This window comes from uncultured Neptuniibacter sp. (assembly GCF_947498015.1).
Lineage (GTDB): Bacteria > Pseudomonadota > Gammaproteobacteria > Pseudomonadales > Balneatricaceae > Neptuniibacter.
In genome coordinates this window covers 94,926-108,718 of the sequence record NZ_CANMIR010000003.1, presented here as the reverse complement: position 1 = coordinate 108,718, position 13,793 = coordinate 94,926, and the positions used below count along the sequence as shown (strand labels likewise).

13 protein-coding genes, 1 tRNA gene and 1 pseudogene are annotated in these 13,793 nt (G+C 46.6%); 1 reads left to right on the top strand and 14 read right to left on the bottom strand.

Annotated elements, in window-relative coordinates; genetic code table 11:
• Positions 1–456: 456 nt before the first annotated feature.
• The 14 genes and pseudogenes from gspD to Q0882_RS04625 all read right to left on the bottom strand — a co-directional run bounded on the left by gspD (position 457) and on the right by Q0882_RS04625 (position 11,913).
• Entirely contained in the window at positions 457–2,607 is a 2,151-nt protein-coding gene (gene gspD / locus Q0882_RS04685; RefSeq protein WP_299178596.1) for a type II secretion system secretin GspD, read from the bottom strand.
• Positions 2,608–2,624: 17 nt separating this feature from the next.
• Positions 2,625–3,170: a hypothetical protein gene (locus tag Q0882_RS04680; RefSeq protein WP_299178594.1), complete on the bottom strand. Its 546-nt coding sequence runs from the start codon at positions 3,168–3,170 to the stop codon at positions 2,625–2,627.
• Positions 3,167–3,784, bottom strand: coding sequence for a type II secretion system protein GspM (gene gspM, locus Q0882_RS04675; RefSeq protein ID WP_299178592.1), 618 nt, complete (start codon positions 3,782–3,784; stop codon positions 3,167–3,169). Before gspM ends, Q0882_RS04680 begins: the two co-directional genes overlap by 4 nt.
• On the bottom strand, positions 3,781–4,878 hold the full coding sequence (locus Q0882_RS04670) for a PilN domain-containing protein (RefSeq protein ID WP_299178590.1): 1,098 nt from the start codon (positions 4,876–4,878) through the stop codon (positions 3,781–3,783). Before Q0882_RS04670 ends, gspM begins: the two co-directional genes overlap by 4 nt.
• Positions 4,879–4,883: 5 nt before the next feature.
• On the bottom strand, positions 4,884–5,834 hold the full coding sequence (locus Q0882_RS04665; protein ID WP_299178588.1) for a general secretion pathway protein GspK: 951 nt from the start codon (positions 5,832–5,834) through the stop codon (positions 4,884–4,886).
• Positions 5,812–6,516 carry a prepilin-type N-terminal cleavage/methylation domain-containing protein gene (locus Q0882_RS04660; protein WP_299178586.1) on the bottom strand — a complete coding sequence of 235 codons (705 nt, stop codon included), beginning with the start codon at positions 6,514–6,516 and terminating at the stop codon, positions 5,812–5,814. The genes Q0882_RS04665 and Q0882_RS04660 overlap by 23 nt, the downstream gene beginning before the upstream one ends.
• Positions 6,513–6,827, bottom strand: a complete 315-nt coding sequence (locus Q0882_RS04655; RefSeq protein ID WP_299178584.1) for a hypothetical protein — start codon at positions 6,825–6,827, stop codon at positions 6,513–6,515. Before Q0882_RS04655 ends, Q0882_RS04660 begins: the two co-directional genes overlap by 4 nt.
• A gap of 6 nt (positions 6,828–6,833) precedes the next feature.
• Positions 6,834–6,920, bottom strand: a pseudogene (locus Q0882_RS16740) (prepilin-type N-terminal cleavage/methylation domain-containing protein); the annotation flags it as partial.
• Positions 6,913–7,344 carry a GspH/FimT family pseudopilin gene (locus tag Q0882_RS04650; RefSeq protein ID WP_299178582.1) on the bottom strand — a complete coding sequence of 144 codons (432 nt, stop codon included), beginning with the start codon at positions 7,342–7,344 and terminating at the stop codon, positions 6,913–6,915. The pseudogene Q0882_RS16740 and the gene Q0882_RS04650, both read right to left, overlap by 8 nt.
• A 22-nt stretch (positions 7,345–7,366) precedes the next feature.
• The gene (gene gspG / locus Q0882_RS04645; protein ID WP_299178580.1) at positions 7,367–7,813 is read right to left on the bottom strand and encodes a type II secretion system major pseudopilin GspG; all 447 of its coding nucleotides are present in this window, start codon (positions 7,811–7,813) and stop codon (positions 7,367–7,369) included.
• Positions 7,814–7,833: 20 nt separating this feature from the next.
• Entirely contained in the window at positions 7,834–9,057 is a 1,224-nt protein-coding gene (locus Q0882_RS04640) for a type II secretion system F family protein (protein ID WP_299178578.1), read from the bottom strand.
• Entirely contained in the window at positions 9,057–10,781 is a 1,725-nt protein-coding gene (gene gspE, locus Q0882_RS04635) for a type II secretion system ATPase GspE (RefSeq protein ID WP_299178576.1), read from the bottom strand. Before gspE ends, Q0882_RS04640 begins: the two co-directional genes overlap by 1 nt.
• A 269-nt stretch (positions 10,782–11,050) precedes the next feature.
• Positions 11,051–11,635 (bottom strand): hypothetical protein, encoded by a 585-nt coding sequence (locus tag Q0882_RS04630; RefSeq protein WP_299178574.1) that lies wholly within the window; start codon positions 11,633–11,635, stop codon positions 11,051–11,053.
• A 201-nt stretch (positions 11,636–11,836) separates the two neighbouring features.
• Positions 11,837–11,913, bottom strand: a tRNA-Met gene (locus Q0882_RS04625).
• A gap of 346 nt (positions 11,914–12,259) precedes the next feature.
• Here Q0882_RS04625 and ilvC point away from each other — a divergent pair.
• The gene (ilvC, locus tag Q0882_RS04620) at positions 12,260–13,735 is read left to right on the top strand and encodes a ketol-acid reductoisomerase (RefSeq protein WP_299178572.1); all 1,476 of its coding nucleotides are present in this window, start codon (positions 12,260–12,262) and stop codon (positions 13,733–13,735) included.
• Positions 13,736–13,793: the final 58 nt, after the last annotated feature.

Here is a 13,793-nt window from a genome sequence, read left to right as displayed (position 1 = left end):
CACTCAACATGTGTAGCGGTAGAGCACCCCATCTTCCAGAGACCCGGAGTCCAGAAACCGGTTACAGGCTGCTGACTCACTGCCTAGATAAGCAATAGCCATGCCCAATAGCTAACCAACTGATACTAAAAGAATTATTTATTAAATACACAGAGGATAAGGAGGGAGTGTAATGCCGATGGCACACTATTGCTCTACTAATGTATAAAGGCACCAACAAGAGATAACTAACACGCTGTTTTAAAAGGATTAATAATCCGTTCACACTGTAACGATTCCGTTACTTTCATGAACAGGAAATCCAATATAAAACTTTGCGCTTTTGAGAGGAGTTTATGTAACAACTAGCAATAAATGCATGATCTATTTTCCCACACATAGAAGAGGTGAGATGATAGAGCACACTCTATTTTTCACGACTGGTAATGGGTAGGTTTTAATTAAGTGTGTCACTCATTAAAACTCAATTCCTTGAAGTTTCTGCCGGTATTCCCGTGTCACATTACGCGCTTCTTCTCTATCGGTGACAGCAGTTGGAGTAATCATGACGACAAGCTCTGTGCGGCTAACACTCTTACCTTCACTACCAAACATCCAGCCCACAACAGGGACATGTCTCAGCCCGGGCACGCCTGCACTGCTACGATCACGATTTTCCTTGATTAAACCGCCCAGGACCAGTGTCTCTCCACTTTGTACTGCAACACTGGTTTCGATCTGGCGTTGAATGATTGTTGGGGAGTCGATGCCTGATGTTGTAGTCTCATCTACATCATTAACTTCTTGCTTAATCTCCAATACGACCATCCCACCTGCATTAACTCGTGGTGTAACTTCGAGCAGCACGCCGGTATCCTTAAATTGAATGGTACTAGTTGTATTGAGATTATCACTGCTATTAGCCGTTGTTTCCGAGGTTCTTACCGGCACCTGATCACCGACCCGAATAGTTGCGGTATGGTTATCCAGAACCATTAACGAGGGTGATGATATCACGTTTAGTTTTGAATCTTCGGCGAGGGTATTGAGCAGTAACCGAGTGCCTACCGCATCAAAAACTTCAAAATTTGCAGTTGGGAAAAAATTAGAAGGGGCTGCGAATGGTGTATTACCTAATGAGCCAATAGCAGATTTATTATCTAATCTGGATTTAAAGAACCACTGAAGGCCATATCTCAACTCATCTGAAAGCGAGACCTCAACAATGGTCGCTTCAACAAGTACCTGTAAAGGTAGCACATCTAACTTTACAATCGCTTGTTGTACTTTTTCATAATCCAATGGGGACGCCAGAATGAGCAGTGCATTATTCTCCTCATCTGCGATGATACTAACATCACCGACATCAAGACTTGAGCCTTCATCACCAATACGGTTATTAACACGTCGTGCGGAAGCGGTTCTGGTCTGATTATCCAATGCTGCTTCCTCGGATGTATTTTGTCTTTCCTGATCCTCGTTCTGCCTGTTGTCTTGATCACCCTGGCCACTATTACTGTCACGCTGATTATCGAATAACTCAGAGAGCATATTGGCAAGGTTTTCAGCTTTCCCATTCTGAACATAATAGACGTACATATTCATGCCACGAGGATCTTCGGAGCGGTCTAAGCGCTTAATCCATACTCTCACATCTCTAAGGTATTTCTTCTGGGGGGTTATCACGAGTAATGCATTCAATCGCTCGATAGGTAGAAACTTAACAAATCCGGCAAGAGGCCCCTCTGCAGAATCACCAAAAATCGCTTCCAGTTCATCCACCATCACTTCGGCTGTCACCGTTTCAAGACGGAACAACCCCACAGACATCCCTTTGAGCTGGTCAACATCAAAGATACGCACGGTTTCCTGTATGTTTACCAGCTCATCGACTGCTCCGGCTACAATCAGTAAGTTCCGACGACTATCGACCTCCATTAAGCCCTGTTTTGGTTTAAGAGGCTCAAGTATTTTCATCATCTCACTGGATGCGATGTAACGAAGCGGTAGTATCAGTACCTGATAACCACTATCAGCTTTTAACCCTGTACGTGGTGAGAACCCAGCATCAAGCGCAGACTCCGCAGGTACGACTTCAAAAAAATTTCTTGTCTGGCGTAGAACTGCACCATTAATTCTCAATAAAGCTTCGAGTGTTGGGATCAGTTCATCTCTGTTTAGTGGTCGACTCGTCTGCAGGTGCACAGCCCCCCTTACCCGTTCATCAATTACATAGTTTTTCTGCAGAATATCCCCGAGTATGGTTTTTACAATCTCGCTGATCTCTGCACTTTGGAAATTCAACGTAATATCACCATGCGGGGTCGTTTCAGAAATGGGTTCAACCGTGACATTGGCAACCATCGAGCCATGCCCTTCAAAGATTTCAGATGTTGGCGGCATAGGTGCAGTACTAGGGCCTCCCTGATTAGAGAAGCGATTTTCAGAGCTTTTAATTGGTTGATTCATCACGTCAGCGCTTGCTTGATCCGATACAGGTTGCTTCTTGTTTTCCGGATGCCATGGATTATCCAGAGTGTTACGGTTTCCACCGGGTGTCAGACTGCAAGCCGCAAGAAACAGACTGCAAGCAACTAACCACATGGGCAACATGCTTTTATTATTCATAATCTCTCTCCCTCGGCTCACTTTTTATCGGCACCCGCCTGATCAACCTTTTCAGGCTGAATACGCGCTCTCGGGGATATTTTGGGTTGTTTTGATGTTCCATTTTCCGCTGTTACCGGCGGTTTAACCGGGCTCCTATCTCTTGGCTCCCAGAGTTCGAACCTTATTGATTCACCGTTATCATCAACCAGGGCAAAATCGGTACCTACTTCTGAAAGCACTCCCTGTTGATCCAATGGCATTCCAACTGTTAGCCGCACATTCGTTTTACCGCTGCGATCCGCAAACAGTGCAACAGGCTCATTTTCATGTGTCACAATTCCGGACAAGCGCCATTTTTCATGTAGATCTCCCTGCGAATCCGATCCCCCATTCTGTGATTTTGGCTTGGGGCGTCGTGTCGAATGAAACAGAGGGCGTTGTGATATTTCGCTATATGCCTCGATCTCAGGTAGCGCATTGTTGCTGATTTGATCAGCCATCGTAGTGTATGAAAGGCAACAGCCTATCAACAGGTACAGTAACCGGTGGGTCAGGGTGGCGTGTATCCAAAGACGCATCATTCTCCCCCCCTTGCGGTGTATGCGATCAGATCAAATCGGACATCCAGCGTTGGAATCTTTAAACGCTGTCGAACTGGTGCTCTGTTTCTACTGCTGATTCGGGGAGGCCTGTTCACGACACGCGATGTTGAGGAGATAATCAGATTTTCGGTGAAGAGATAAGGTTGATGGGACTCAATATCGTAAAGCAGTGCGACCAGTTCATTGATCTCTGAGCGCATTCGCACCTGCAATGTAACCGCCGGGATAATCTCTTCAGACGTAGCATTTGAAATGATCTGTGTACTGACCAGTTGCCCACCACTGCTGTTTAATAACTCAGTAAGCAACTGCTGCAGCATAGCTGCCGCCAGACTGGGGCGTGATTCATTCAGGTATAACCCGGCAGAAGGATTCTCAGCCCGCATCTGTTCCAGCTGTGTCTGCTCATTACCACTGTTCTCGATTACACGTTGATAAACTTCCATCTGATGTTCAAGCTGGTTTATCTGTGCTTTGTTTTCAAGATAGCGCGTTAATAGGGGTGAAAAAATGAGTTGGTAGATTATGACCAACATTAGACATAACAGGCCGATCGCTATGCTTCGCCTCTGAATCAGGGTTAATTGATTCATGGCGCCTCCTTCCCGATCTGTGCAATCACTGCAAAGCGACCTTTTTTCGAGTTAGCGTTCTGAGTCACGGGTGACGAAAAGCGCACATTCTGAAGGAGTGTTGAGTCTTCCAGTAATCCGATCAGTGATGACGCCTCATTTGATTCCCCCTGAAGTTTCAGGGTTGATCCATCCAGCTGAAAGTTGTTGATCCAGGTATGATCCGGCATTCTTGTAGTGAGATCTTTTAGCAGTATCAACCTTGAGACGGTGGCCTCTTTCCTGTTTTGCAGAAACTGCTGGCTCTCTGCCAGATTTTTTAACTCAGCACTGATCTGCTGTGCCTGTTCAGCTTTCTGTCGAGGAATCTCACTTTGCGTACGCAGTGTTTCCACCTGTTGTTCCTGCCACTGAAGCAAAAAGAATAATGCGAAAATCAATAGCGCCAGTATGAGGACAATCTTCAGAGGCAGAGAGAATGCTAAGGTCTTTTTCTCTTTCACCTGCGGAAGCAGGTTCATGCTGTAAAGCTCACGGCTGGAATCTGCAGCAGGTGCAACCACATTGACCCTTATCCCCGCTTGTTTGAATTGATCAAGTAACGGATCAAGTTGAGTTTTATGAATCAGGCTTAAGGTGATCTCCAGCATTTTGCTGCCACTCTTCTGTGGTTCAATTCGATAACCGTAATAGACCTGATCTGCACTGAAAGGCGTATACCGATCCATTTCGAATCGGAGAACATTGTCAATGTTAGAAGCAGTTACGAGTGGCAGGGAGATTTTCTTCGTTAAGAGCAGGACGGGTGGTAACAGGCAGATAACTTCATCAGCATGGTCTGATTCTGATGTGAGATGCGGTATGGATCCGAGCCTACCCTGCTCATAATCGATTGTAGCCAGCTGAATCAGCTCGCCCTTCTGTCCATACCTGATTGCACTCTGTTCAGGGTGAAGCTCAATCACCATATAGGTGCGTTTTGCTTTAAAACGCTCCAGCAGAGACTCTGGTAACATCGCCCCAAGCTCTCCGGTCCACCAGCACCAGAATCGCTGTACTTGGTCAGCAAACTGATGGGCTGCGCTCCTCGCTTCAGGTAAAGCCTGCTTTTCCATAGATCTCACCTTAACTCAGGACACTCCTGACCAGGGCATATTGGTTGTTCGGGTTCATAGAGATCGATTACTTCAGTGATCTTATATCGTACTTGCTGACCCGCTCCGCTTCTTACAAGCTGAAGCTTTTGCCTTGCTCCTGCTCCGTCTCTTAGTCTTGACTCTGTTTCAATAGTGTAGTACACACCCGGCGTTGTTACCGGAATGAATTGTGCTAATGGCAGCTCTAACCCTTTAGCCACTAGTCCCGCTTCACGGTCACTGCGACGTTGTTCTATATATTGCTCTACCAGCTCTTCAGTGGCCCCCGGCATCGATAGCAACACAAGTCGGGGCGCAACCAATGGGTTCACACCCTGAAATCGTGATCGGGTACTCAGTGCCGGTTCTATTCGTTTATAGATCCACGCTTCCATACCCAATACTTTTTGTAGCTGTTCGAGGGAGCGAAACAGCCCATCCCCAATCTCGTAGTCTAAGCCCGCCTTGATATAATCCTCATTTTCAGCACCATTCAGTCGCTTAAGATCATCCTTATCACGCCAATCGAGGATTCTGTCGGTCAACATGCTCGCTGTTGTTTCATCAACGCCTGCAGCAGCAAATAACGGTAATAGCTCGGCCGCTCCAACGCTGTTGATGTTTAATTTTCCATTTTCATCCTGAAGGCTCACTCTGACCGTCGCCTCAGCCAGTGCCACCTCATGCACTCCACCATCTGCAAGCCACTGTTGCTGTGCGGGCAGTGATAAGCGCCAGATCGCCCATTGAACACCGGCATCAGCGGCATAACCTGCCTGTGCTGCACTGAAAAGGTTATGACTGATGCGTGCTTCAGTCCGGCTTGAAAACGAGAGATGAGTAGCCATAACCGATAGCAGTACTAAAAACCACAGAACCACCACAAGGGCGACACCAGAATCCGAGTGTGTTTTATCGTGAACCGGTAAAATCATATGAAAATACCCTTGGACGAATCATCAGATCGGGCCAGGCTTCAGATCGCTCACCAAATTGAATGCGCATCAGTGTCGGCAGGTTCTCTTTTTTCAACCATTCTGATTCCCATTCAGGAATACGTTTATTGCTTGTGTCCTGATAGCTGAATCTGAAAGCCGTTAAGTCCCCCCGGTAAATGGAGACCCGAGACCCCTCATCAATCAACTGTTGTCGCAACTCTGCCCAATCCAGGTTTCCGCTGCTAATAGAAACCTTTCTGTTAGGCGTATTATCGATCAGCGGCACATAGGGCATATAGGAGGCGATCAACTGATGCTGATCCTGTGATTCATTCAGCTCGGTTGCCAAGCGTACCCAAAAAAGATCACCCCCACGCTTTATCTGCTTGAGCGGTGACAGAAAAATCAGCTCTTGCTCATCACCGAATAGGGCAATTTGCCGGACACCATCGATATCGCGTATAAATTCAGCCCGCATATTTGACAGCGTACTTCTCAATGCTTTCTGCACCGTAACCAGTTCGTTCTGTACCCCCTGATGATGTTCAACGGCTTCCCAACTTTTAATCGCCAAAAAAAATCCAGTTGATATCACAGCGGATAACAAACCGAGCAGAACCAGTGCAATCATCATTTCGACCAGCGTAAATCCTGCTGCACCCGCCCTGTGAAAGGTCATAAGGATTCACCCATAACAAGATGAACGCTATGCAGGGTGATGCGTTCTGTCGGCAGATCTGACCAGCTAACCGCCAGCGTTATTTGGTAAGGTGTAACGGTAGTGCTCAGGCTGGGATCATAATCGGGAAATTCCCATTCAGTGATGGAGGCTTCCCAGCGGAATTTTTCATCAAATTCGCCCTGACTGATACCGGATTTGAGATCCGGGTCGACTGCCAACTCTGCCATTTTAGATTCAGCGAACAGCAGTGCACGCTGTCTTGAATCGGTCAGATGCGCTGTACTGGCCGACAATGATAATATATTCATAATGACACCCAATGAGAGTGACAAAATCAGAAAAGCAACGAGCACCTCCAACAGTGTGAAACCTCTACATCGATTCTGATAGACCCTATCCATCACTCTGAACCTGTCCCGTTAGCCAGTTAACCTGTACGACTCTTATTCGCTGACCTGACTGAAGTTCTACCCTACCCCCACTGCTCGTCCCGTCAGGGTAAAATCGAATAGCACCCCGTCCTTCAGATGAAAGCACAGCATTTAACTCAAGAGGGATCATAGGTGTACCCGCTTCTCCCAACTCTTTGATCTGGATACTGGAGTGTTCACCATCTACAGCCACCTCAATCATCACACCACGTGACATCGATATGCTCTGTGCCTGACGCAATAACGAAACGACTTTACCGGTCTCACTCCTTAATTGGACTTCTGGCAGTAAGCCCCCGAAACGAGGCGCAACAACGCTCATTGCCAAACCGGCAATAATCAACACGATCAGCAATTCTAGTAATGTAAAACCCAGCAACCGGTCAGTGTGCATCGCTTGCGCTCCATTGAAAGCCTTACTCCCAGCTCTTTACATCTTTATTTTCACCCTCTCCCCCCTCCTGTTTGTCAGCACCCAGCGAGTAGAGGTCAAATTCACCATGCTCTCCAGGGAAAACATAGATGTAAGCATTACCCCACGGGTCATCCCTGATGATCGATTTTTTCAGATAGGGACCGTTCCATTTGTCTATATTGGCTGGCTTGTTGATCAGGGCATCCAACCCCTGTTCTGAGGTTGGGTATCCTCCAACCTCTAATCGATAAAGATCCAGAGCAGAGGACAACTCTTCAATCTGTAGTGATGCTGTTTTACTTTTTGAACTTGAGAGCTGCTTAAATACCTGAGGGCCCACAAGACTGGCTAGTAACCCTAAAATCACCAATACCACCAGGATTTCGAGGAGCGTGAAGCCCTTAGGGCGACGGCATTTATCCTGATACCTTTGAGTCGTGGACTTCATAGTGCGAACTCCTTCAATATTTAAATTGGAATATCATTCAGACTCATGATCGCCACCAGAATCGACATGATAATTCCTGCGATAACAATCCCCAGCGAGACAATCAAAGCCGGGGTCAAAATGGCTAACATTCGTTTGATCGCAACCCCGACCTCTCTGTCATACAAATTCGCAACCTTTAATAACATCTCTTCAAGACGTCCTGTCTCTTCGCCGACCTGAATCATCTGTATTGCCAGGCTTGGAAATAGCTGGCTCAAGCGCAACGGTTTGGCCAGGTGCTCACCCTCTTTCAGGTGATCGATCGCATCCGTAATAGCCTCTGCCATGCGCCTGTTCGTAAGCGTTTCCCGAGCGATTGACAGCGCATTGAGTAAAGGTACTCCCCCCCCCACTAATGTCCCGAGGCTGCGTGTAAACCGTGCGGTTTCGATACGTTGATTAAGCGGCCCAAACAATGGGATTTTTAATTTCCGGGCATCCCAATTTGAACGAGCAGCGGGCTGATTCAATCGCATACGCCAGAAGATCCACAAAAGTACACCTCCAACCAATATCCATGGCAGGTAAGATTTCAGTCCTTCAGCAACGGCAATCACGAACTGTGTTGATATCGGCAAGGCCTCACCCATTCCTTCAAAGAGCTGGGTAAACTGGGGGACAACATAGGTGAGGATAATTAGCAGGGAGGCAGCAGAAACCACGACCAGAATGATCGGGTAGATCAGCGCAGAGAGCACCTGCTCTTTGAGTGTTTTGCTTCTTTCAAGGTATTCGCCCAGCCCCTCAAGGCCTTCACCCAGATCACCAGAAGCTTCTGATGCCTGAACCATACTGATATAAAAATGTGAGAAGGAATCCGGATGCCCTGCAAGGACTTCTGATAAAGGCAGTCCTTTACGTACCCCCTCTTTGATCGGAATCAGCACCGCTTTCAGCTCACCATCATCTCCGACATCGATCATGATCTCCAATGCACGATCCAGAGATATACCGGCTTGCATCAGTGTCGCAAGTTGCTGGGTAAACAGTAATAATCGCCCTTCACTGATCCCTTTGGAGCCGATCTTGGTATTAAGAATCTTAATGAGGTCAACGTCGTTGGATTGGATATCAATAGAAAGTGGGATCAAACCCTGATTGTGCAGATGACGTACGACCCCTTTTTCACTCTCCTCTTCAAGCTGCCCGCTTTGTACTTCACCCTCACTGGATACAGCCCGGAAATAATAGACGGTCATCATTAAGCCTCCTGCGTAACGCGTATGACTTCCTCAATACTTGTCACGCCCGCCAGCGCTTTAATACAACCATCCTCATACATGGTGCGCATACCCGATTGACGAGCAACCACCAGGATCGCGCCAGCATCAGCATGCTTTAATATCTGACGCCTTAACTCATCATTCATAACCAGTATTTCGATGATAGCGACACGCCCGTGATAGCCAGTGCCATTACACTGCTCACACCCAGTAGGGCGATATAAATGAACAGCCTCTCCCAAGTTTAATTCCTGTAATCGAAACTCACTGATGATCTCGGGAAGCGGTGTATATGCCTCACGACAATGGAGGCATAACCTACGCACCAGTCGCTGAGCCAAAACTGCATTGAGTGTCGACGTCAATAGGTAATCTTCAACCCCCATCTCCAGCAGGCGTGTGAGACTACTGGCTGCATCATTAGTGTGTAACGTCGACAGTACAATGTGGCCCGTAAGTGAGGATTGTACGCAGATACGTGCAGTTTCGAGGTCTCGCATCTCCCCCACCATGATTACATCTGGGTCCTGCCTTACAATAGATCGTAATGCTCCGGCAAAAGAGAGACCTATTGAAGGTTTAACCTGAATCTGATTAATGCCATCAAGCTGATATTCAACCGGGTCTTCAACGGTGATCAGTTTGCTTTGCTCTGTATTTAGATTACTTAGAGCCGCATACAGGGTAGTTGTTTTCCCACTACCGGTTGGTCCAGTAACAATCAACATTCCATGAGGTATGGCAAGAACCGCTTGCAGTTTCGAAATTAGCTGTTGATCAAACCCTAATTCTTTAAATTCGAGTGCAACACTTTCACGATCAAGTAAACGCAATACAACACTTTCGCCATACATTGTCGGCACTGTTGATACACGTATATCCAGATCTTTCCCCTGAATACGCTGCTCTATACGCCCATCCTGTGGCAGGCGCCGTTCTGCAATGTTGAGTCGTGCCATTATTTTGATGCGAGATATAACAGCAGGTGAGAGATTAATCGGTGGCGCTTCACCTTCTTGAAGCACGCCATCAACCCGATAACGTACCTTCAGGCTGTTCTCAAATGGCTCAATGTGTATATCCGAAGCTCTTGATTCAACAGCCCGCAAGATAATCAAATTGACTAACCGAATAACAGGGGCCTCACTGGCCATATCTTTGAGTTGTTCAATATCCTGCTCTCCCGCTGCTTCGTCCGTTGAGACCGAAGCCAGGATATTGCCCATCTGGCTATTCCCCTGACCATACAGGCGCTCGATCGCGTTCTCTATCTCGGTTGAGACCCCGATTCCTGGAACGATCTCAAGCCCTGTTGCATGCTGCATAGCGGTAAGCGCAAAACTCTCAAAGGGGTCAGATTGAACAATATGAAGATGGTTTTCTGACATCCGCACAGGAAGAATTTTGTGTTCTTTTAAAAATCTGAAGGATAGCTTGTCAGGCAGAATGGGCTGAACAGGAAACTGTTTAGCATCGATCAGAGGAAGACTCAGCAAGGAGGCAAGTTGTTTGGCCAATACCGTTTCGGATAGTAACCCTAAACGAACCAGTAACTGGGTAATCGGCGTATCGTCAGCGCTGACCTCTTTCATCTGCTGCACACGCTGCAGATCTGTTTCAGTCAGGCATCCGGCACTGACCAGCGCATCTCCAAGTGCATCACTATCCACCTCATTCTTAACCACAGTAGAAGATACTGACATATCTTTACCTCCGGTTATGAAGGCAGAAAGTACTGTTAAGCGCTAGTTATAGATCTGTAGCGTAAACGACATCAAACTTCCCATCCCCGGGTGAGTTTAACTGCACATATGTAACGTAAAATATATAACCAATAATAGACCCTTTTGAAAAAACAGATAGTTAATACAGACCGTTTTACTCATTATGAGCGATCACAGTTGAGAGTCTGTATGCTTAATCTTAATGATTAAATAATCAGTACAATACCACCAGATTATCAGTTTAAAGATTAGAAACGCCCCCACCAATTATCCATTGAAACGACCTGATCGTTATCGGTATTAACCCAGCAGACATAGGTCATCTCCTGCCACATCCCTACTGGGGATTTAACTTCAAGATAACTACCCACCAAACCGATAATCCAAGGCTGATTGATCTCTGGTTTCACTTTCTTAAAGCTATGGGGAGGAACAGAAAATGGATAACGCTCTTCAACAGGTGATGTCCAACGAGTCTCAGCTCTCATACGGGCCAGGATGATATTGCTGCATCGGTTAAGGACTTCAGGCCGGAGCGCATATTTATCAGCCCAGCAAAGGAATGAAACACCTGGGGAGCCGCAATTTTCAATACGTAACCGTTTTGCTTCTACATTTTCAATTTCTATCTGTTTACGTATCGCCTCTCTTTTAGGATCGGGCCCATAGATCTTATCCAACTGAGCATGGCATTCGTTAGAGCGATGAAACGATTCTATGGAGTAATCTAACCGAGCCATGGCAGAACAGGTATCTCGTTGATATTGGTCTGCATATCCATATGACGCAGTTAAGCAAGCCCAAACAAGAATTGACTGGCGTTTTAATGACATAGACACTCCTTTGTCTGTTTAAGTCACATAATTTCAGATTGGTGCTGCGGTGAAGTTTACTTTAAAGGCTGTCTAGAGGTTAGACAATATCGGACTTGTGCGAAGATTAAACACGATAGAAAGGTAAAATAATGATTAAGTAAGTGCACTGCAGACATAAAAAAAGCAGATCAGTGAGTAACTGATCTGCTTTCTTAAATTTGGTAGCGGGGGCTGGATTTGAACCAACGACCTTCGGGTTATGAGCCCGACGAGCTACCAAGCTGCTCCACCCCGCATCAATGTGTGGCGAATAGTATAGAGCTGTGAGTGCTTAAGCAAGCACTATTTTTCGCAGATGCAAAAATAATATACAAATCGCCAATATCCACAGTAAGTGTCTAATTATCAACCAGATAGCTTACAGATTTTGCACCATGTCAGGTTTATTTAGATTATTAGTCAGAGAATACTGGAACCTGAAAACTATCACGCTATTATTTAGCACACTTATGGAGAACATCTTGCAAAAAACGCAATAGAGCGATCCATATATATCATTTTACGCGACACTCATTATCGATTAGAGTGCGTACATAACCAACTTATGTCAGTTCGGCTGACTAACTATTACGGAATAAAGCGATGTCTAACAACTACTTCAACACGCTGCCACTGCGTGAGCAGCTAGAGCAACTAGGTAAATGCCGTTTCATGTCTATCGATGAGTTCAGCGATGGCGTTGAAGCACTTAAAGGCAAAAAAATGGTTGTTATCGGTTGTGGTGCACAGGGCCTGGCTCAGGGTATGAACCTGCGTGACAGTGGCTGCGATGTTTCTTACGCATTGCGTGAAGCTGCAATCGCTGAAAAACGTCAGTCCTGGAAGAACGCAACTGAAAACGGTTTTGTTGTTGGTACTTATGAAGAGCTGATCCCGACTGCTGATGTTGTTCTTAACCTGACACCAGATAAGCAGCACACTTCTGTAGTAAACGCTGTTATGCCACTGATGAAAGAAGGCGCTTGCCTGTCTTACTCTCACGGTTTCAACATCGTTGAAGAGGGTATGAAGATCCGTGACGACCTGACTGTAATCATGGTTGCACCTAAGTGCCCTGGTTCTGAAGTACGTAACGAATACGTACGTGGTTTCGGTGTACCTACCCTGATCGCTGTTCACGAAGATAACGATCCTAAAGGTGAAGGTCTGGCACTGGCTAAAGCATACGCTGCAGGTACTGGCGGTCACAAAGCGGGCGTTCTGATGTCCTCTTTTATCGCTGAAGTTAAATCTGACCTGATGGGTGAGCAGACTATCCTGTGCGGTATGCTGCAGACTGGTTCCCTACTGTGCTTCGACAAGATGGTTGAAGAAGGTATCGACGCTGGCTACGCATCTAAGCTGATCCAGTACGGATGGGAAACTATCACTGAAGCACTGAAATACGGCGGCGTTACCAACATGCTGGATCGTCTGTCTAACCCAGCTAAGATCAAGGCATTTGACCTGTCTGAAGAGCTGAAAGTGATCATGCGTCCGCTGTACAACAAGCATCAGGACGACATCATCGATGGCACCTTCTCCCGCGTAATGATGGAAGACTGGGCGAACGATGATAAGAACCTGCTGGGCTGGCGTGCAGAAACTGCTGAAACAGCATTCGAAAAGACTCCGGCTGGCGATGTAGAGATCTCCGAGCAGGAATACTTCGACAACGGTATTCTGATGGTTGCTATGGTTAAAGCGGGTGTTGAGCTGGCATTCGAAACTATGACTGCTGCGGGTATCATCGCTGATTCTGCATACTACGAGTCTCTTCACGAAACGCCGCTGATCGCTAACACTATCGCACGTAAGAAACTGTACGAGATGAACGCGACTATCTCCGATACTGCTGAGTACGGTTGCTACTTGTACAACCACGCTTGCCTGCCTCTTCTGGAAGATTTCATGAAGGGGATCAAGACTGACGTGATTGGTAAAGGTCTGGATGTAGCTGACACTGGTGTTGATAATGCTCGTCTGATTGAAGTGAATGCTGCACTACGCGCTCACCCTGTTGAAGCGATCGGTACGACTCTTCGCGGCCACATGGCTGACATGAAGAAAATTGTATAAGTAATTATTACTTATAGATTTTTTAGGCCATAAGATAAAAAGCCAGAGCCCCGCTCTG